This is a genomic window from Actinoplanes siamensis (assembly GCF_016862395.1).
Lineage (GTDB): Bacteria > Actinomycetota > Actinomycetes > Mycobacteriales > Micromonosporaceae > Actinoplanes > Actinoplanes siamensis.
The window spans coordinates 57881-75426 of record NZ_BOMW01000045.1 but is presented as its reverse complement, the minus strand read 5'-3'; the positions used below and the strand labels follow the sequence as shown (position 1 = coordinate 75426).

General features: G+C 72.9%; 15 protein-coding genes. 8 read left to right on the top strand and 7 right to left on the bottom strand.

The genetic code is table 11. The annotated features are described in order from the left end of the window. The first annotated feature begins 282 nt into the window (after positions 1 to 282). Both Asi03nite_RS23445 and Asi03nite_RS23440 read left to right on the top strand, forming a co-directional pair. Positions 283 to 657 (top strand): response regulator transcription factor, encoded by a 375-nt coding sequence (locus Asi03nite_RS23445; protein WP_203682589.1) that lies wholly within the window; start codon positions 283 to 285, stop codon positions 655 to 657. Positions 658 to 735: 78 nt separating this feature from the next. After that, complete coding sequence (locus tag Asi03nite_RS23440; RefSeq protein WP_203682588.1) at positions 736 to 1317, top strand: LuxR family transcriptional regulator; 582 nt, start codon at positions 736 to 738, stop codon at positions 1315 to 1317. On the opposite strand, the gene Asi03nite_RS23435 is transcribed toward Asi03nite_RS23440, so the two are convergent. The 4 genes from Asi03nite_RS23435 to Asi03nite_RS38955 all read right to left on the bottom strand — a co-directional run bounded on the left by Asi03nite_RS23435 (position 1288) and on the right by Asi03nite_RS38955 (position 5558). After that, positions 1288 to 3510 (bottom strand): ATP-binding protein, encoded by a 2223-nt coding sequence (locus Asi03nite_RS23435; RefSeq protein ID WP_203682587.1) that lies wholly within the window; start codon positions 3508 to 3510, stop codon positions 1288 to 1290. The genes Asi03nite_RS23440 and Asi03nite_RS23435 overlap by 30 nt on opposite strands. Positions 3511 to 3526: 16 nt before the next feature. Next, positions 3527 to 4105 carry an eCIS core domain-containing protein gene (locus Asi03nite_RS23430; RefSeq protein WP_203682586.1) on the bottom strand — a complete coding sequence of 193 codons (579 nt, stop codon included), beginning with the start codon at positions 4103 to 4105 and terminating at the stop codon, positions 3527 to 3529. 167 nt (positions 4106 to 4272) lie between these two features. Continuing rightward, the gene (locus Asi03nite_RS23425; protein ID WP_239102875.1) at positions 4273 to 5430 is read right to left on the bottom strand and encodes an FxsB family cyclophane-forming radical SAM/SPASM peptide maturase; all 1158 of its coding nucleotides are present in this window, start codon (positions 5428 to 5430) and stop codon (positions 4273 to 4275) included. 35 nt (positions 5431 to 5465) lie between these two features. Further along, positions 5466 to 5558: a hypothetical protein gene (locus Asi03nite_RS38955; protein WP_373872153.1), complete on the bottom strand. Its 93-nt coding sequence runs from the start codon at positions 5556 to 5558 to the stop codon at positions 5466 to 5468. Positions 5559 to 5680: 122 nt separating this feature from the next. On the opposite strand from Asi03nite_RS38955, the gene Asi03nite_RS23420 reads away from it, so the two are divergent. Then, entirely contained in the window at positions 5681 to 6505 is an 825-nt protein-coding gene (locus tag Asi03nite_RS23420) for a TrmH family RNA methyltransferase (RefSeq protein ID WP_203682585.1), read from the top strand. A 91-nt stretch (positions 6506 to 6596) separates the two neighbouring features. Here Asi03nite_RS23420 and Asi03nite_RS23415 read toward each other — a convergent pair whose 3' ends face one another. Next, positions 6597 to 7664, bottom strand: a complete 1068-nt coding sequence (locus Asi03nite_RS23415) for an alpha/beta hydrolase (protein WP_203682584.1) — start codon at positions 7662 to 7664, stop codon at positions 6597 to 6599. A gap of 182 nt (positions 7665 to 7846) precedes the next feature. Here Asi03nite_RS23415 and Asi03nite_RS23410 point away from each other — a divergent pair, with 182 nt between their 5' ends. The 3 genes from Asi03nite_RS23410 (at position 7847) to Asi03nite_RS23400 (ending at position 13013) form a co-directional block, all read left to right on the top strand. Continuing rightward, entirely contained in the window at positions 7847 to 8851 is a 1005-nt protein-coding gene (locus Asi03nite_RS23410; protein ID WP_239102874.1) for a LacI family DNA-binding transcriptional regulator, read from the top strand. Between the two features lie 131 nt (positions 8852 to 8982). Continuing rightward, on the top strand, positions 8983 to 10842 hold the full coding sequence (locus tag Asi03nite_RS23405; RefSeq protein ID WP_203682582.1) for a ricin-type beta-trefoil lectin domain protein: 1860 nt from the start codon (positions 8983 to 8985) through the stop codon (positions 10840 to 10842). Further along, positions 10842 to 13013 (top strand): carbohydrate-binding protein, encoded by a 2172-nt coding sequence (locus Asi03nite_RS23400; RefSeq protein ID WP_203682581.1) that lies wholly within the window; start codon positions 10842 to 10844, stop codon positions 13011 to 13013. The genes Asi03nite_RS23405 and Asi03nite_RS23400 overlap by 1 nt, the downstream gene beginning before the upstream one ends. Before the next feature lie 138 nt (positions 13014 to 13151). Here the strand turns inward: Asi03nite_RS23400 and Asi03nite_RS23395 are convergent, their stop codons facing one another. Continuing rightward, positions 13152 to 14159, bottom strand: a complete 1008-nt coding sequence (locus tag Asi03nite_RS23395; RefSeq protein WP_203682580.1) for a hypothetical protein — start codon at positions 14157 to 14159, stop codon at positions 13152 to 13154. 59 nt (positions 14160 to 14218) lie between these two features. Between Asi03nite_RS23395 and Asi03nite_RS23390 the strand changes: the two genes are divergently transcribed. Together Asi03nite_RS23390 and Asi03nite_RS23385 are read left to right on the top strand one after the other, a co-directional pair. Further along, positions 14219 to 14722 carry an acyl-CoA thioesterase gene (locus Asi03nite_RS23390; protein WP_203682579.1) on the top strand — a complete coding sequence of 168 codons (504 nt, stop codon included), beginning with the start codon at positions 14219 to 14221 and terminating at the stop codon, positions 14720 to 14722. A 16-nt stretch (positions 14723 to 14738) separates the two neighbouring features. Further along, positions 14739 to 16694: an acetoacetate--CoA ligase gene (locus Asi03nite_RS23385; protein WP_203682578.1), complete on the top strand. Its 1956-nt coding sequence runs from the start codon at positions 14739 to 14741 to the stop codon at positions 16692 to 16694. On the opposite strand, the gene Asi03nite_RS23380 is transcribed toward Asi03nite_RS23385, so the two are convergent. Then, positions 16672 to 17409, bottom strand: a complete 738-nt coding sequence (locus tag Asi03nite_RS23380) for a TIGR03089 family protein (protein WP_203682577.1) — start codon at positions 17407 to 17409, stop codon at positions 16672 to 16674. The two genes, Asi03nite_RS23385 and Asi03nite_RS23380, sit on opposite strands and share 23 nt — an antisense overlap. Between the last annotated feature and the right edge of the window lie 137 nt (positions 17410 to 17546).

The window sequence follows — 17546 nt, the reverse complement described above, 5'->3', positions numbered from 1 at the left end:
GTGTGGACGATCGGGCTGAGTATCGGGGACCTGCGGGTGACAACGGCAGGCGTCAGTTCGGGGACATTGCGGTGTTGAGGATCTTGTGACGGTTGCCCGTTCTGACCGCTTCGGTCCCGCTGCCTGGGAGGATTGATGACCGCCGACAAACGGCCGCCCCACGGTTCACAGGTGCCGCACGGCAGTTCCCTGTCGTTCGAATCACAGGATTCGAACCGTGCCACAGATCTCAGAGTCGAACACTGGCCGATTTCCGACCGGACACGGCTTTCGTACGCGGTCGTGGTGCTGCCGGACGGTGCGGACGCCGACCCGCTGGGACTGATCGCGGCAGGTGCCCGCGCGGTGATCGCCGACGAGGCGGAGCTCGGCGCGGCCCGTGCGGCGGTGCTGGCCGGGGGGTCGTACCTGTCGCCAGCGGTGCTGGCCCGGCTGGCCCCGTCCGAGCCCGTCGAGACCGTCCGGCTGGCGCCGCGCGAGGTGGCCGCGCTGCACTGCATCGTCGCGGGACTCACCCACCGGGAGGCGGCGCGCGAGCTCGGCGTCACCGAACAGAGCTTCAACACGTACGCGAAACGGCTGCGCCGCAAACTGGGCGCCACCAACAAGGCGGAACTGACCAGGCGCGCCGCCGAGCTCGGGTACGTGCCGATGTGACATGCAAAATGCCTGTCGTCTTGCCTCGTCCCGGCAACAACCGTGCGGTTGGCTTTCACCTGGGGATGGGGAGGCGCGGTGGAGGTCTACGCGGTGGTGTCCGACCCGCAGGCGCGACGTGGGGTGCGCCGGCTGGTCCGGGAGATCGAGGACGACGTGCGCCGGTGTGTGCTCGTCGAGTCGGCCGGCGCGGTGGCCGGCACGCCGGACGTGGTGCTGACGGCCGGGCAGCCGGCCGCGGTGATGCGGGCGCTGGGCAGCCGGCATCCGGCGGTGGCGGTGGTGCCGGGGACCGCGACGGTGTCCGCGCGGGTGGCGCTGCGGGCCGGTGTGCGCTCGGTGGTGAGCTACTCGGCGGACGCCGACGAGATGCGGATCGCGGTTGGCGTGGCCCGGGCCGGCGGCGGTTATCTGAGCCGGGAGCTGTCGGCGCGGCTGCGGGCGGAGTCGGCGGCCGGCGCGTCCCTGGGCCGGCGGGAGAGCGAGACGCTGGCGCTGATCGCGCACGGGTTCACCCACGCCCAGGCGGCCCGGCGGCTGGGCGTCTCCGAGGCGACAGTCAATTCGTACGTCAACCGGATCCGCGCCAAGCTGGACGCCGGCAACAAGGCCGATCTGACCCGGCACTTCCTAGCCGGCGCGGGCGTCCTGCCGGCGTAACGACCGGCGCAGCCGCCCGACCTCGGCCAGCCGGTCGTGCTGCACGTCCGAGGCGAGGAAGATCTCGGCGGCGCGATCCAGGCAGGCCTCGGCGTCCTTGCGCGCGTGGCGCTCCAGCGCGATCGCCGCCATCGAGAGGTACGCCTCCCCGGTGTGCCCCACGTCGTCCCCGGCCGCGAAGTCGGCGACCGCCGCCGCCAGGGTCGTCATCGCCTCGTCCGGCTGGCCCCGGTCGGCCTGCACCATCCCCAGCTGGGTCCGCAGGTAACCGCGGATCGCGACGCCCGGCAGCCGTTCGGCGACCCCGGTGTGCCAGCGCTCCAGGGCCGTCTCCAGCACGTCCTGCGCTGCCTGCAGCTCGCCGCGCGAGCGCAGCACCTCGGCCTGTGCCCGGGCCACCACCACGCCGGCCAGCCGCTCGCCGGTCGTGGCGAAGATCCGCTCGGCCTCGGCCAGGTGCGCCAGGGCGCCGCCGGTGTCGCCGCGCGCGGCCAGCACCGCGGCCAGGTATCGCAGCGCCCAGCCGACGCTGGACGGATCGCCGGCCGCCCGCCCGAGACGCAGCGCCTCGCGGTGGTGCGGCTCGGCGTCGGCCGGCCGGCCCCGGGTCACGCGCAACGCCCAGCCCAGGTTGTTCTCCTGCGTGGCCCGCGCCCGCCGGTCCCGCAGCGCCCGTGCCGCGTCCACCGCCAGTCCGAAGAACTCCGGCCAGGGCAGGGCCGCGTGCCGCCGCTCGGAGTACCAGTAGAGGTCGCGCGCCGCGGTCAGCACCTCGGTGTGCCGGCCCTGCGCCGCGGTGTGCCGGACCGCCCACCAGAGCGCGATCTGCTTGCGGTCCAGCCAGGCCAGCGCGTCGTGCGGCCCGCTGAAGCCGGTGTCCGCGGAACACGGCTGCTCCGGCTCCAGCCAGGAACCGGCCGCCGAGCAGCGTCGCAGCAGGTGCGTGGCGAGCCGGTCGCGGGCCGCGAGCTGTTCCGCCGGGTGGTCCTCGGCGTCCGCCCGGTCGCGGGCGAAGAGCGCCAGCAGGTCGTGCAGCCGGTACCCGTCGCCGGCCCGGGCCGGCTCGGCGAGCCCCGCGTCGGCCAGGGTCTCCAGGATCTCCTCGGCGGTCGCCTCGTCGGTCTCGGCGAGCGCCGCGACCAGCTCCGGGGAGTACGCCGGCAGCGGCGCCACCGACAGCCGCCGCAGCACCCGCCGGGCCGGCTCGTCCAGCTGCCGGTACGACACCTCGAACGCGCTGCGCACCCCGAGGTCGCCCACGTGCAGCCGATCGAGCCGGTGCCGTTCGTCGCGGAGCCGGTCGGCCAGCGACCGCACCGTCCACTCCGGCCGGATGACCAGCCGGTTCGCCGCCACCCGCAGCGCCAGCGGCAGCCCGCCGCAGAGCCGGCCCAGCTCGGCGGCGGCCCACGGCTCCATGCCGATCCGGGCCGCGCCGACCGCGCCGGTGAGCAGCCGCTGCGACTCCGTGTCGGTGAGTACGTCCAGCGTGATTCGCTCGGCCGCGGAGAGCCCGCCCAGCCGGCTGCGGCTGGACACCAGCGTGAGCCAGCGCCCACCGGCCGGCAGCAGCGGCCGGACCTGCGCCTCGTCCCGCGCGTTGTCGAGCACCAGTAGCCCGCGGCCCCGGTTGGTGACCGTCCGGTACGCGGTCAGCCGGCCCTCCGCGGTCTCCGGCAGCCGCCCGTATCCGAGCGCGGTGAGCAACTGGCCGAGTGCGTCGGCGATGGTGACCGGCTCGTCGTCCATCCCGCGCAGCGCCACGTAGAGCACCCCGGCCGGGAACCGCGGCGCCAGCTCGTGCCCGGCCTGCACGACCAGGCTGGTCTTGCCGACGCCGGGCGGGCCGGCCACCACGACCGTGCGCGGCCCGGCCGCGTCGGCGAGCTCGGTGATCCGGCGCAAGTGCGCGCGGCGGCCGACGAAGTCGGGCAGGGCGGCCGGCAACGAGACCGGTGGCGCGCTGGACGGGCGGCCCGCGTCGAGCAGCCGGGCGCGCTCCGCGGCGCTCAGCGAGAGACGGTCGGCGATCAGGTCCAGCGTCGGCCGCCGTGGCCGGGCGACCTTGCCGAGTTCGAGGTTGCGGACCGTGCGGACCGCGACCCCGGCGAGGTCGGCGAGTTCTTCCTGGGTGAGGCCGGCCGCGACCCGGTGGCGTCGCAGAACCGTGGCCAGTCCATCGACAATCGTCACCATAGGATGATTGCAGTCAGGCTCCGGTCACCATGCTCGACCCGCCAGCGGCGATCCGCTTGGCGTTCGCCTCGGCCTCGCGCTCGCCGGCGCCGTCCGGGTCGGTGACGTTCACTCCGCCGACCGCGCCGCCGGCCGTGGTGATCGGTTTCACCACGTGGGTGAGCTCGTGGATCCGGGTCTCGGTGGACGGGCTGCCGGCTCCGTACACGATGGAGTCGCCGATCGTGAACGCCTTCGCCTCGACCGCCGCGGCGGCCCGTTCGGCGGCGGCCCCGCGGAACTCCCGGACACCGGAGAGGTCCGACCCGAACGCCGACTCCATTTCCCGCTGGAACGGCGCCTCCAGCGGCCGCCCGGCGCCCCGCAGCGCGGTGGCCACCAGGTCCCCGGCGCCCGGGGAACCGCCGTGCCCGCAGCCGTCCCCGCAGCCGGCGTCGTGGCTGCGGGCGGCCAGCAGTTCGCCGACCGCGCGGTTGCCGACCATCCGCTGCAGGGTGGGGAGGTCCAGGGCGCCCGCCGCGGCGTGCTTCGGCGGCGCGGCCGCCGGTGCCGTCTCCGCGCGTCTCTCGGCCGGTTGCCGGCTGCTTCTCACCGTGCCCCCAATCCCTCACGCCGGGTCCCGTCCGGCGGCCGTCGCGGGCGCGGGCGCGGTGCGACCGTCTGCGGGAGGCTCACGCCGCGTCCGTCCGCCCGACGGTAACCCGGATCCGGGCGGTGCGGCGGGCACCGAAGCGGTACGCGCGGGCAACGAACGTGCCCTCAGCGCCCCTTGAGATCGGCGGACATCCGCCGGTGCACGTGCCGGATCAGCCGAGCCAGGTCCGCGCAGTAGACCGAGGGGTTGCGGAAACCGTCACCGGAGCGGTATCGGTGCGCGTAGTGCCCGCCGCCGCAGACCCGGTGCAGCGGGCAGGCGAGGCAGGAGTCGCCCAGCGCGCCCGCGCCGATCTGCCGGGCCACCACCCCGGGATGCCGCAGCACCGCGTCGAACTCGTCCGCGAGGACGGTCCGGCCGGTCGCGCACGCGCCCGGAAACGCCGACTTCAACGAGTCGGCCAGCTCGATCGCCCCGTCGGTCTCCACCACGACCACCGCCACCGGGCTCAGCCCGACCTGCTCCGACCGCCCCGCGCCGCCCAGCAGCAGCGCCATCACGTCCTCGAAGAGCCGGATCGAGGTCTCCTGGCGGGGCGCGTCGTACCACCTGTCGAAGACCGCGATCAGCCAGTCCGCGAACGGCCGGTCCGGTGGGGTGTCCCAGTTCGCGTGCGGTAGCAGCAGGTCGATCGCCGGCGGCCGGTGGCTCAGCAGCGCCTCGTAGCAGGCGACCGGATCGGTGTCCGGGTCGATCGTGCAGAGCAGCCCGGCGAAGTTCGCCGCGGGCAGCAGCCGCAGCCCGCGGTCCACGTCCGCGGAGCTTCCCCGCCCGTCGGCGCGCCGCCGCCGCCGGTCGTTGGCCTCGGCCGCGCCGTCCAGGCTCACGCCCACCCGGACGTCGTGCGCGCGGAAGAGCTCCACGGCGGCCTCGTCGATCAGCGTGCCGTTGGTCTGCATCCGCACGTCGAGCCGCCGCCCCGCCGGGAACGCCGCCCGGAAGTCGCCGATCAGCTCGTCCAGCCGCCCGGGGCCGGCCAGCAGCGGCTCGCCGCCGTGCAGCACCAGCCGCATCTCGGCCAGGTCGTGGGCGTCGGCGTGCCGGGCCGTCCGGGCGGCTGCGCTGCGCCAGGTCCGCCGGTCCATCACCCTCGGCCGCCGCCGCCAGGACTGGTCGGCCATCGTGTAGACGTAGCAGTAGTCGCAGGCGAGGTTGCACCTCTGGTGCACCTTCAGCACCACGTCCCGGAACGCGGTCGGCCGCCATCCGCCACGCAGCAGCGCGGCGACGTCGAGTCCCTGATCCGGCCAGATCGTCCGCAATTGCGATCCTTCCCCGTCCGACGGCCCGTTGAATGCTAGACACCGACCGGGAGGTACGGCGGCGCCACGCCACCCTTGCCGGACTGGCTGTTCACCCTGATCACCGCCTGGTGGGAGCGGCCGGAGATCGGCCGGGCGGGGAGCCGGTCGTCGGATCAGGCCCCGCCGTGGCGGCTCAGGAGCAGCGCCACGACGGCCGGGACGATACCCGAAGCGGCGCCCGTGTCCCGTGGCTGCTTGGATAGTGGGAATGTCCAGGACACTGCGGATCAGCACCCGGAACGCGACCTTCCAGCAGTGGCAGGCGCTGCTCACCAACCGCACCAAGCGCCACCGCGCGGGGGAGTTCCTGGTCCAGGGCGTACGCCCGATCACGCTGGCGCTGGAGCACGGCTGGCCGGTGCACGCCCTGCTGGTCGACGACCACCGCCGGCTCTCCGGGTGGAGCCGGGAGATGCTGGACCGCGCGCCCGGCGCGGCCCGGTTCGCGGTCGACGCCGAGCTGATGCGCGAACTGGGCGGCAAGGACGAGGAGTCCCCGGAGTTGCTGGCCGTGGTCGGCATGCCCGCCGACGACCTGTCCCGCATCCCGGCCGGGCCGCGGATGCTCACGCTGGTCTTCGACCGTCCCACCACGCCGGCCAACGTCGGCGCCCTGATCCGCTCGGCCGACGCGTTCGGCGCCTCCGGACTGGTGGTCACCGGTCACGCCGCCGATCCGTACGACCCGAAGGCGGTGCGGGCCAGCACCGGCTCGCTGTTCGCCCTGCCGGTCGTCCAGGTGGCCAGCCACCGCGAGGTGGTCGACGAGGTGATCACGCTGCGCCGCGGCGGCCTGCCGGTGGAGATCCTCGGCAGCGACGAGGCAGGCGAGGTGGACCTGGCCGACCACGACCTGACAGGTCCCAAGGTGATCGTCGTCGGGAACGAGACCCGGGGCTTGAGCGGCGCCTGGCGGGCCGCCTGCGACCGGATCCTGCGCATCCCGATGACCGGCGCGGCGAGCTCGCTGAACGCCGCCGCGGCCGGTTCCATCGTCCTCTACGAGGCCGCCCGCCAGCGAAAGTCGCGCTAGCCGCCGGCCCGGGGGATGTCCCAGGCACCCGGAGGGACCTCTCCCGCCCAGCCGCCAGGGGTGTCTCGCGGGCGGGTTCGTTGCGCCCCGCCTACGAGACGATGGCGTTGCCCGGGGACGAGGGGCTGCGGCTGCTGATCCAGCTGCCGGCGGTCGAGGTCATCGCCGAGGCGCCGCGCGGGATCTCCCCGTCGCGGCTGGTCGCGAGCTGGGCGATGGCGGCAAGCGTGGAGGTGTCGCTCAGGAAGTAGCCGTCGTGACCGGTGACGTCGCCGGCCGGCAGCGGCAGCGCGCCGAACCGCGGGTCGACCGGCGACCGGCCGTGCCCGAGGCCGAACACCCGGATCGCCGGGAGCTTGCGGGTCCAGTCGTCCGGCGCGCTGCCGGCCCACACCCGCGCGGCGCCGCCGAGCTGGGCGCGGGTCGCGACGCCCAGCCCCGGGCTGCCGAGCGCCACGATGTCGGTGACCTGCGCGGGCAGGCGCGCCGCGGCCCGCCCGGCGACGACCGAGCCGTAGCTGTGCCCGACCACCACGATCCGCCGGTCCGGCCGGTCCACCACCAGGCCGTCGACGAACCGGCGCAGGGCCAGGGCGCCGGCGGCGGCTCGATCCTCGCGCAGCGCGGCACGGCGTATCCCCTCGGGCGGGTCGTAGCCCAGCCACGCGATCACCGCTACCTTCTCGCCCACCCGCTGGAAGAGCTGGCGGGCCTGCCAGGCCGGCGCGCGCCGCCGGACCCCGCCCAGCCCGGTGTCGAAATCGGCGAGCGTGTTGTCCACCCCGGGGATCAGCACGACCACCCGCTCGGCGGCCGCCAGGTCGCCGAGCACCTCGACGATCCGGCCGTCGCCACGCCGGTCGAGCGCCATGATCTGGCGCCCGCCGAAACCGTTGACGGCATAGCGCAGCGCCAGGGGCGCGCCGTCCAGGTTGCCGACCACCCCGGGGTACTCGCGTGCCAGAGCGAGGGCCTGATCGGCGGTGAGGCCCGCGAAGTACGAGGCGATCCCGGCCGGGGAGGTGGTGGCCGGATCCGGCAGATGCCGCGGATCGACCCGCCACGACGCCACGCCCGGCAGCTGGCCCACGCTCGCCCGGGTCGGCCCGAAAAGCCACACCACCACCAGCAACAGCAACACGATCCACAGCCGACTCACGACGCCTCCCCGCACCCGGCACCTCCGGGTGCGGCGAAGGTAGGCGGGCGGCCTGGTGGCGGGCGTCGGTCCGGGGCGGGATCCGGCCCGTAGTACCGCGGGGCTACGGCGGTAGCCCCGCGGTAGGGCAAGCAGCGATCCTGATCTATGCTTTACACGTGAAACAAGGCGATGAAACAAGGGTGACCGTTCGTGACCTCGCGGCCCACACCGGCCTGTCCATCGCCACCGTGTCCCGGGTGCTCAACGACCGGGCCAACGTCGCCCCCGCCACCCGGGACCGGGTGCTGCGCGCGATGGGCAACCTGGGCGACCGGGCCCCGCGCCGGCGCGGCAGCCGGGGCCAGGGCGCCGGCGTCTTCGTCCGCTGCCCGTACGTGCTCACCGACTACTTCGGGCTGATCGTGTCCGCGGTCGCCGAGGCCCTGGAGCCGCACGGCCTGCACGTGATCCTCAACGCCGGCACCGCCGCTCAGCAGGCCCGGGTGCTGCCCACCCTGCCGGAGCGCCGGGACGTGGCCGGCGCGGTGCTGATCCTCCCGCCCGAGCCGGGCGCCGACCTGATCCGGCTGCGCGACCGCGGGTTCCCGTTCGTGCTGGTGGACCCGCGCATCTCACCGCCGCGCGACGTGGCCGCGGTCTCCGCCGCGCACTTCGCCGGCGCCCGCGCGCTGACCGCGCACCTGATCGAGCTGGGGCACCGCCGGATCGGCATCATCGGCGGCCCGCGCGACTGGCTGGCCAGCGACAACCGCTTCCATGGCTACCTGGCGCCGCTGGCCGACGCGGGGGTGCTGCCGCCGCCCGAGCTGACCCGGTTCGTCGCCGAGCCGACCACCGAGCTGGGCCACCGCGCCGCCGCCGACCTGCTCGACCTGCCGGACCGGCCGACCGCGCTGCTGGCGTTCAACGACAAGATGGCGGTCGGCGTGCTGCGGGCCGCCGCCGAGCGGGGCCTGAAGGTGCCGCACGACCTGTCGGTGGCCGGCTTCGACGACATCGACCTGGGGTCGGCGTGCGATCCGATGCTGACCACGGTCCGGCAGCCGCTGGGCGAGATGGGGCGGATGGCGGTGCACCTGCTGCTGCGGATGCTGGGCGGGCACCGGATCGACGCGCTGCACGTGGAGCTCGGCACCGAGCTGGTGGTCCGGGACTCCACGGGCCCCGCGCCGGCGCTCGGCTGACGTGTTTCACGGTTCCGGAACCGAAACGACGCATCCGGAACCCGTAACTCATTGACTGGCGTTTTTGACAAAGGTTTCCTTCCTGTTACGCCATCCCCCTTCGGCGGTAAGGGAGCCAGTCCATGTCCCCCATGCGTAAATCTCTGATGGCCGCGGCGGTGCTGGCCGCCGGCGCGCTCTACGCGCCGACTGCCGCGCTGGCCGCCGGCGAGACGGTGAACGTCTATCTGACCACCACTTCGGACGGCGGCGGCCGGACCGTCACCCGCGGGCTGCAACAGCAGGCCGCGATCGCGTTCGGCCCGGCCGGCGGCAGCGCGTCGACGACCATCAACGTCAACGAGGGCGCCACCTACCAGACCTTCGAGGGCGGTGGCGCGTCGATCACCGACACCACCGCCTACCTGCTGCGCGGCGGCCCGGTCAGCGCGGCCACCCGGGACGCGGTGATGACCAAGCTGTTCAGCCCGACGAACGGCGTCGGGCTGTCGTTCGTACGGAATCCGATCGGCGCCTCCGATCTCTCCCGGCCCGGCAACGTCTCGCTCGACGACACCTGCTGCGACCTGTCGGACTTCGGCGCCAACGGCTACGACACGAATGTGCGCCTGCTCACCCAGCAGGCCAAGCAGCTCAACCCGGGCCTGCGCGTGATGGGCGTGCCGTGGAGCGCGCCGGGCTGGATGAAGGACAACGGCCGGATGGACCAGATGGGCTGGCTCAAGTGGGAGAACTACCCCACGTACGCCCAGTACCTGGTCAAGTACATCCAGAGCTACCAGGCGGCCGGCGTGCCGGTCGACTACCTGTCGGTGCAGAACGAGCCGAACTGCTGCCAGGCCGGCAATCCGGCCGCGATGGACTACCCGGGCATGAGTTGGAACCCGTCCGGCCTGGTCGAGTTCACCAAGAACTTCGTCTACCCGGCGCTGCACGCGGCCAACCTGAACACCAAGGTGCTGGTGCACGACTGGAACTACGGCGACTACGCGAACTTCGGCTCGGGCATCCTCAACGACGCCGGCATCCGCAACGATCCGGCGTTCGGCGGCATCGCCTGGCACGGCTACGCCGGCAGCCCCTCGACCGGCACCGACGTGCACAACACGTACCCCTCGGTGAAGCAGTTCGAGACCGAGCACTCCGGCGGCACCTGGATCGGCAACCAGCAGAACGAGGACATGAACAACATCATCGACTACACCCGGAACTGGGGCAGCTCGGTGGTCAAGTGGAGCCTCGGCGTGAACCAGAGCATGGGCCCGCACAACGGCGGCTGCGGCACCTGCACCGGCTTCATCACGGTGCAGGAGGGCGGCTCCCGGGCCGGCCAGGTCGACTACACCGTCGAGTACTACACGATGGGTCACCTCACCAAGTTCGTGAAGCCGGGCGCGGTCCGCATCGACTCCAACGACGGCAGCGCGGTGCGCAACGTGGCCTGGAGGAACCCGGACGGCTCGAAGGCGCTGATCGCGCACAACGGCGGCACGTCCAGCCAGTCGGTCCGGGTCAACTGGGGCGGGCAGTCGTTCACCTACACCCTGCCGGCCCGCACCACTGCCACCTTCACCTGGTCCGGCACCACGACCACCCCGCCCCCGGCCTCCGGCGGCACGATCACCGGCCTCGGCGGCAAGTGCGTGGACGTGGCCGGCGCGAACACCGCCAACGGCACCGCGGCGCAGCTCTACACCTGCAACGGCTCGACCGCGCAGCAGTGGGCCCGGGGCTCCGACGGCACGCTGCGCTCGCTCGGCAAGTGCCTGGACATCACCGGGCCGAGCACGGCCGACGGCACGCTCGCCCACCTCTGGGACTGTCACACCGGCACGTCCCAGAAGTGGACGTACGACAGCGCGACCCAGCACTTGGTCAACACCTTCGCCAACAAATGCCTGGATGTGAAGGACAACAGCTCGGCGGATGGCGCCCGGCTGCAGGTGTGGACCTGCACCACCGGCGCCAACCAGAAATGGGTGCTCAACTGATGCTGCTGAAACCGTTGATCGCGGTGGCCACCGCGGCCGCCGCGATCATCGGCGCGCCGTCGCACAGCGCGCCGACCGTCACCGGGACCTACTCATCGGGCGCCGCGCGGTGGCAGTCGCTGCCGCCGACCCACCTGACCGGATCCGCCAAGACCGCGGACGCCACGGTCGTGATCGATCCGAGCCGCACCGAACAGAAGTACGCGGGCGTCGGTTTTTCCATCGACGAGACCAGCGTCTCCAACCTGTGGAAGCTGACCCCGGCCGAGCGTGAGCGCGCGATCCGCCTGCTGGTGGACCCGCGGACCGGCGCCGGGCTGGACCGGTTCCGGCTCACCATCGGCAGCCCCGACCTGATCGAGCACCTGCCGTTCTGGTCCTACGACGAGCTGCCCGCCGGCGTGACCGAGGACTGGAACCTCCGGCACTTCTCCATCCAGCGCGACATCGACCTGCACATCGTCGACACGATCAAGCTGATCCAGCGGTACAACCCGCAGGCCACGTTCTTCGCGTCCGCGTGGAGCGCGCCGGCCTGGATGAAGACGAACAACAGGTTCCTCGGCGAGGTGGCCCTCAAGCCGGGCAGCACGACCGACTACTACCAGGCCGGCAAGCTGCGCGACGACTGCATCGACGTGTTCGCCCGGTACTACGTCAAGTACCTGCAGGCGTACGCCCGGCACGGCATCCGGGTCGACGCGATCACGCTGCTCAACGAGCCCGGCATGGACGTCGTCTACCCGGCCATGGACATCAGCGTCGAGCAGCAGCAGAAGCTGTCCGTCGCGATCAAGCGGGAGTTCCGCTCGGCCGGGCTGCGCACCGACCTCTACGTGCACGACTTCAACTTCTGGGACTGGCGCGACCCGAACAGCACCGCCACCAAGAACTACCACCGGATCCTGAACGACCCGAAGGCCGCGGCGGCCGCCGACGCGATCGCGTTCCACCCGTACTGGGGCGACCCGGCGGTGATGCGCGACGCCTACCGGCAGACCGGCAAGCCGGTGCACATGACCGAGACCAGCGATCTCTCGCCGTCGACGGTGCTCTCCTACTTCCGGCTGGACGCCAGCAGCTACGTGCTCTGGGCGCAGACCACCGACCAGGACGGTGGCACGCTGCACTGGACCGGCGAGCGCGACAATGACGTGGACTGGGACGAGGTGGCCCGGACAAGCAAGTGGCCCGATCGGCTCGTCAAGGTCGACACCGACACCCGGACCTTCACGGTACGGGACGAGCTGGGCCCGCTCGGACAGTTCGCCAGGTACCTGACGCCGGAGCACGTGCGCGTCGGATCCGGCGCCGCCGACCACGGGGTGAGCAGCGTGGTGTTCCGCGACGGGGACGACTACGTGGCGGTGCTCGGCAACAGCAACGCGACGGCGACCAGCGTGCGGGTGGTGGCCGGGGACGGCTCGTTCGTGTCCGCGGTGCCGGCCCGGGCGTACGCCACCTATCGGTGGACCGCCAGGAAGCCCGACGCGCGCCACAACCACGCCCCGCGCCTGGCCCGCGTGCCCGATGTGGTCGCCGACCAGTACGGCACCACCCGGGTCCGGCTGCGGGCCACCGACCCGGACCGCGACAGGCTGTCCTACTACGCCGTCGACCTGCCGGCCGGCGCCCGCCTCGACGCGGACACCGGCGAGATCACGCTGTCCCCGGTCGTGCCCGGGTCGCAGGACCTGACGGTCTCGGTCACCGACGGCAAGGCGCACGCGGAGACGACGGTGCACGTGACTGTCCTGCCGCACGGGGCGCCGGTCGGCGCGATCGTGGAGGCCGAGGGGTACACCGCCCAGCACGGCTGGACCGAGGGCGGCGCGAACTTCGTCGAGAGCAACGCGTCGGCCAGCGGCGGGCGCAACATCGGCTGGACCGCGGCCGGGAACTGGCTGACCTACCGCTTCGACGTCCCGGCCGGCGCGCACCGGCTGGAGCTGCGGGTGGCCAACGGCAGCGGAGCGCCCGCGACCGGCGCGATCTCGGTCCGGGACGCCGCCGGCACCGTGCTCGGCACGGTGTCGGTTCCGGACACCGGGGGATGGGCGGCGTACCAATCGGTGGACGTCCCGGTCCCGCTGGCCGATGGTGATCAGGCACTCACGGTTTACTGTGAGACGGGTGGGTTCAATCTGGACTACCTGCGGCTGACCGAGTAGGGGCGGTCGTCCGCAACGCTGCCGGAGCCGCGCCACAAGCGCGTCTCCGGCAGCGTCGCTTCCACCAGGCACACCCCCGGCAGCCGGCCGCGCTGAGCCGGCTGGGCGTGCGGGGTCCGTCGGTGATCCCCGCCCGGCTCAGGGCAGCTTGGCCACCTCGGCCTGCTCGCCGGGCGGGGTGACCAGGCCGTGCAGCACCTCTGTCGCTTCGTCGTCCGGGTTCTTCGCCGGGAGCGTCACGGCGACCGGCCCGTCGCCGTCCCCGGCCGAGCCGGCCGGCTGGGAGACGGTCTTCTCGTCCGTCGCGGCAATAGTCGAATTAGCGGTAATACCGGATTTATTCGATTCGGCCGGCGCCGTGGTGTCGGTTCGGGTCACCGGCAGCAGCGTGGTGGTGTCCTGCGAGACGGCGCCGAGCGCGGAGGCCGGCTTCTTCTCGCCGGCAGCCGGCGCGGCGCTCGCCTTCGGTGTAGCGGGCAGCGCCACGGTCGCGTCTTCCGAAGCCGCAGGAGCGGTGGACGCCGCGGAGGAGGCAGGCGCCGCGGAGGTGCTGGGCACGGTGGAGGTGGCAGGCGCCGCCGGAGCGGCGGGCGCGGCCGGCGGCATGGCGACCGTCGCGTCCGCGGGCCGCCTCGGCGTCTGCGCGGTCCGCAGCACCGTGGTCTCCGCGGCGGCCACCGAGACCCCGGCCACCTTCGCCGACCCGCGGAAGCGCCCGATCTCGCCGATGATCGGCAGCACCGGCGGCTCGTAGCGCGCCCACCGGCGGGCGCTCAGCATCGTGCCCAGCAGCGGCACCGCGAGCAGCGCGGCCAGGCCGTAGCCGGGCCGGCTCAGGTCGAAGCCGTCCTTCACCACGTCCGCCGGCCAGACCCCGGCGTACGACTCCGGAGCGCTCCACGCCCAGTACGTCACCCCGAGGAACGCCGCGCCGGCGATGGCCGGGCCGAGCGGCGAGATCGGGGAGAACGTCATGATCGCGTAGAGGATCCCGGCGAAGAGGAGCAGCAGCAGGCCGCTCAGCGACTCGGCCGCGAAGAAGTCCCGCCCGCGGCTGGTCAGGTCGTGGGTGAAGCCGACGCCGGCGAGGACCCAGACGGCGGGAGCGAGGACCAAGGCGTACAAGATCGACCGGAGGTGGCGCATGATCCGGCACGGTACCTCGCGACGGCAATCTCCCGCCAAACGCGTCGTAGGGTGCCGATATGGATGAACAACTCCCGGGGCGACCGACCGCGCACAGCCGCGTCACGCTCAGCAAGATCATGACTGCGGTGGACGTGAACCTGTACGGGACGGTGCACGGCGGCGTGCTGATGAAGTTCGTCGACGACGTGGCCGGCGCGGCGGCGGCACGGCACAGCGGGGGGACCGCGGTCACCGCGGCGATCGACGAGATCGTGTTCCTGGAGCCGGTCCGGGTGGGCGACCTGGTGCACGCGTACGCGCAGGTGAACTGGACCGGCACGAGCTCCATGGAGGTCGGCGTCAAGGTGACCGGGGAGCGCTGGGACGCGGTCGGCGACCCGATCCGGGTGGCCACCGCCTACCTGGTCTTCGTCGCTGTCGATGTGGCCGGCAACCCCCGTCCGGTCCCTCCTGTGTTGCCGGACGACATGGACGACAGGCGCCGGTTCAAGGAGGCTTTGATCCGCCGTGACCATCGGCTGGCCCGCCGCGCGGCCATCCAGAAGGCTCGGGCTGAATGAACGTTAGGGTGTGCGCATGACGGTGACGACGGGCACAGTCCTCTGGGAGCCGCCGGCGGATGCCCGGCAGACCTCGCGGATCGGCGACTATCTGGCTTGGCTGGAGCGGGAGCGCGGGCTGACGTTCGCGGACTACGCCGCCCTGTGGGAGTGGTCGGTCACCGATCTCTCCGGGTTCTGGGGTTCGATCTGGGAGTACTTCGACGTCGTCGCGCACGACCCGCCGGCCGCGGTGCTCGACGGCGCGGAGATGCCCGGGGTGCGGTGGTTCCCCGGCGCCACGCTCAACTACGCGGAGAACGTGCTGCGCATGCCCGGGATCGGGGACGACGAGCCGGCCGTGCTGGCGTACTCCCAATCCCGCGAGGCGATCACCTGGACCGCGCGGCAGTTGCGGGAGCAGGTGCGGCGCGTGCGTGCCGGGCTGAAAGCCCGCGGAGTCGGCAGGGGCGACCGGGTCGCGGCCTACGCGCCGAACATCCCGGAGACGTACGCGCTGATGCTGGCCACCGCGAGCCTCGGCGCGATCTTCTCGTCCTGTGCGCCGGAGTTCGGGTCGCGCAGCGTGATCGACCGCTGGAGCCAGATCGAGCCGAAGGTGCTGGTCGCGGTCGACGGCTACCGATACGGGGACAAGTCCGTCGACAGGCGTGCCGAGGTCGAGAAGATCCGTGCGTCGTTGCCGTCGGTCGAGCACGTCATCACCATCGGCCATCTGGCGGAGGAGGAGGATTTCTCCGAGCTGACCGGCCCGGACGAGCTCGCCTTCGAGCCGGTCCCCTTCGACCACCCGCTCTACGTCCTCTACAGCTCCGGCACCACCGGCCTGCCCAAGCCGATCGTGCACGGACACGGCGGCATCCTCCTGGAGCACCTCAAGATCCTCGCGCTGCACCACGACCTGGGTCCGTCCGACCGGTTCTTCTGGTTCACCACCACCGGCTGGATGATGTGGAACTACCTGGTCAGCGGCCCCGCGGTGGGCGCCGCCATCGTGCTGTTCGACGGCAACCCGGGCTGGCCGGGCCTGCACACCCTCTGGGATCTGGTGGACACCGCCGGGATCACGTATTTCGGCACGTCGGCGCCCTTCCTGATGGCCTGCCGCAAGGCCGGTCTGCGGCCGGACAAGACCCTCAAGGGCGTCGGTTCGACTGGCGCGCCGCTACCGCCGGAGGGCTTCGCCTGGGTGTACGAGGCGGTCGGCCGCGACCTGCAACTGCTGTCGCTGTCCGGCGGCACCGACGTCTGCACCGGCTTCGTCGGCGGCGCACCGCTGCTCCCGGTGCGCGCCGGCGTGATCTCCGGCCGCAGCCTGGGCGCCCGCGTCGAGGCCTACGACCCGGCGGGCGAGCCGGTCGTCGGCGAGCTGGGCGAGCTGGTGATCACCGCGCCGATGCCGAGCATGCCTGTCGGCTTCTGGAACGATCCGGACGGCTCGCGCTACCGCGAGGCGTACTTCGGCGTCTTCCCCGGCGTCTGGCGGCACGGCGACTGGATCACCATCGGCGCGGACGGCGCCTGCGTGATCACCGGCCGCTCGGACGCCACCCTGAACCGGGGCGGCGTCCGGCTCGGCACCTCGGAGTTTTACTCCGTGGTGGAGGGCCTGCCGGAGATCGCCGAAGCGCTGGTGGTGCACCTGGACAAGGCCGGCGATCCGAACGGCGAGCTGCTGCTCTTCGTGGTCCCGGCGGACGGTGGCGAGGTCGACGACGCGTTGCGCGCGAAGATCGCGCGGGAGCTGCGCGGCTCGCTGTCGCCGCGGCACGTTCCGGACCAGATCTACGCGGTACGGGCGGTGCCCCGCACCCTGTCCGCCAAGAAGCTGGAGGTCCCGGTGAAGCGCATCCTCACCGGGACGCCCGTGGAGTCGGCCGCGGCCCGGGGCGCCCTGGCCAACCCGGAGTCGCTGACCGCGTTCGCCGAGCTGGCCCGGGAGCGGGCGGTCACACGGCCAGGACCAGACTGACCTTCTCCGCGGTGGCGCGGGCGTCCAGCCGGCTCTCGTCCAGGTTCGCGCAGAGCACCGCGGAGGCGCCCACCACGAGCGGCGCCAGCAGCCAGTCCACCGGGTCCGGGTGGATCGCGACGTCGATCAGCACCCGGTCGCCGGCGCCGAAGCCGAGCTGCGCGGCCCGGTCCTCCGCGGCGGCCAGCGCGTCCGCGTGGCTGAGTTCGATCGGGCCGGCGAACGCCCGGTCGGCCGGCGCGACCGGCTCGCCGCGGAAGTGATCGCCGTGGTTGCGCACCTCGGTGACGAAGTCCGCATATCCGGCCGGCAGCTCGCGCAGCGGCATGGCCAGCGGGAGCAGGCCGGTCGCGAACCGGTCAGCGGTGGCCCAGGCGGCCGCCTGGTCGACCCGCTCCGGGGTGGTGAACAGCGCCTCCACCGGCTGCGGGTCACCGCCCAGATCGGCCAGGTCGGCGGCGAGGCCGGCGGCCGACACGCCGAGCAGGATCGCCGCGGTCTGCCAGTGCGGCGGCAGCAGCAGGGCGACGCTGTCGCCGTGCCCCAGGCCCACGCCGTCGACCAGCAGGTTGGCGGTCTTGGACACCCAGTTGTCCAGGGTCGCGCCGGAGAGCTCGGTGCGGTCGCCGGTGGCGTCGTCGTACCAGGTCAGCAGGGGCGCGGCCGGATCGTGCCGGACCCAGCCCGCGAACGCCTGGGGAATAGTGGTGTTCATCGTGCTTCAGCCTAGGTGGGTCACTCTGTGTGATCGTGCCGGTGCATCCATCCGGCCTCGATTACGGCAACGTAAGGCAACCACCGGCGTCGCGGACACTTGCCGGAAGCCTTCCGGGCGTACGCTCGTGGTGGACG

What these genes read in the sequence shown, in the direction of transcription:
- Asi03nite_RS23420 (WP_203682585.1), top strand. Translation starts at nt 5,681, where the DNA reads ATGTCCAGGACACTGCGGATCAGCACCCGGAACGCGACCTTCCAGCAG.
- Asi03nite_RS23405 (WP_203682582.1), top strand. Translation starts at nt 8,983, where the DNA reads ATGCGTAAATCTCTGATGGCCGCGGCGGTGCTGGCCGCCGGCGCGCTC.
- Asi03nite_RS23400 (WP_203682581.1), top strand. Translation starts at nt 10,842, where the DNA reads ATGCTGCTGAAACCGTTGATCGCGGTGGCCACCGCGGCCGCCGCGATC.
- Asi03nite_RS23395 (WP_203682580.1), bottom strand. Translation starts at nt 14,159, where the DNA reads ATGCGCCACCTCCGGTCGATCTTGTACGCCTTGGTCCTCGCTCCCGCC.
- Asi03nite_RS23390 (WP_203682579.1), top strand. Translation starts at nt 14,219, where the DNA reads ATGGATGAACAACTCCCGGGGCGACCGACCGCGCACAGCCGCGTCACG.
- Asi03nite_RS23385 (WP_203682578.1), top strand. Translation starts at nt 14,739, where the DNA reads ATGACGGTGACGACGGGCACAGTCCTCTGGGAGCCGCCGGCGGATGCC.
- Asi03nite_RS23380 (WP_203682577.1), bottom strand. Translation starts at nt 17,409, where the DNA reads ATGAACACCACTATTCCCCAGGCGTTCGCGGGCTGGGTCCGGCACGAT.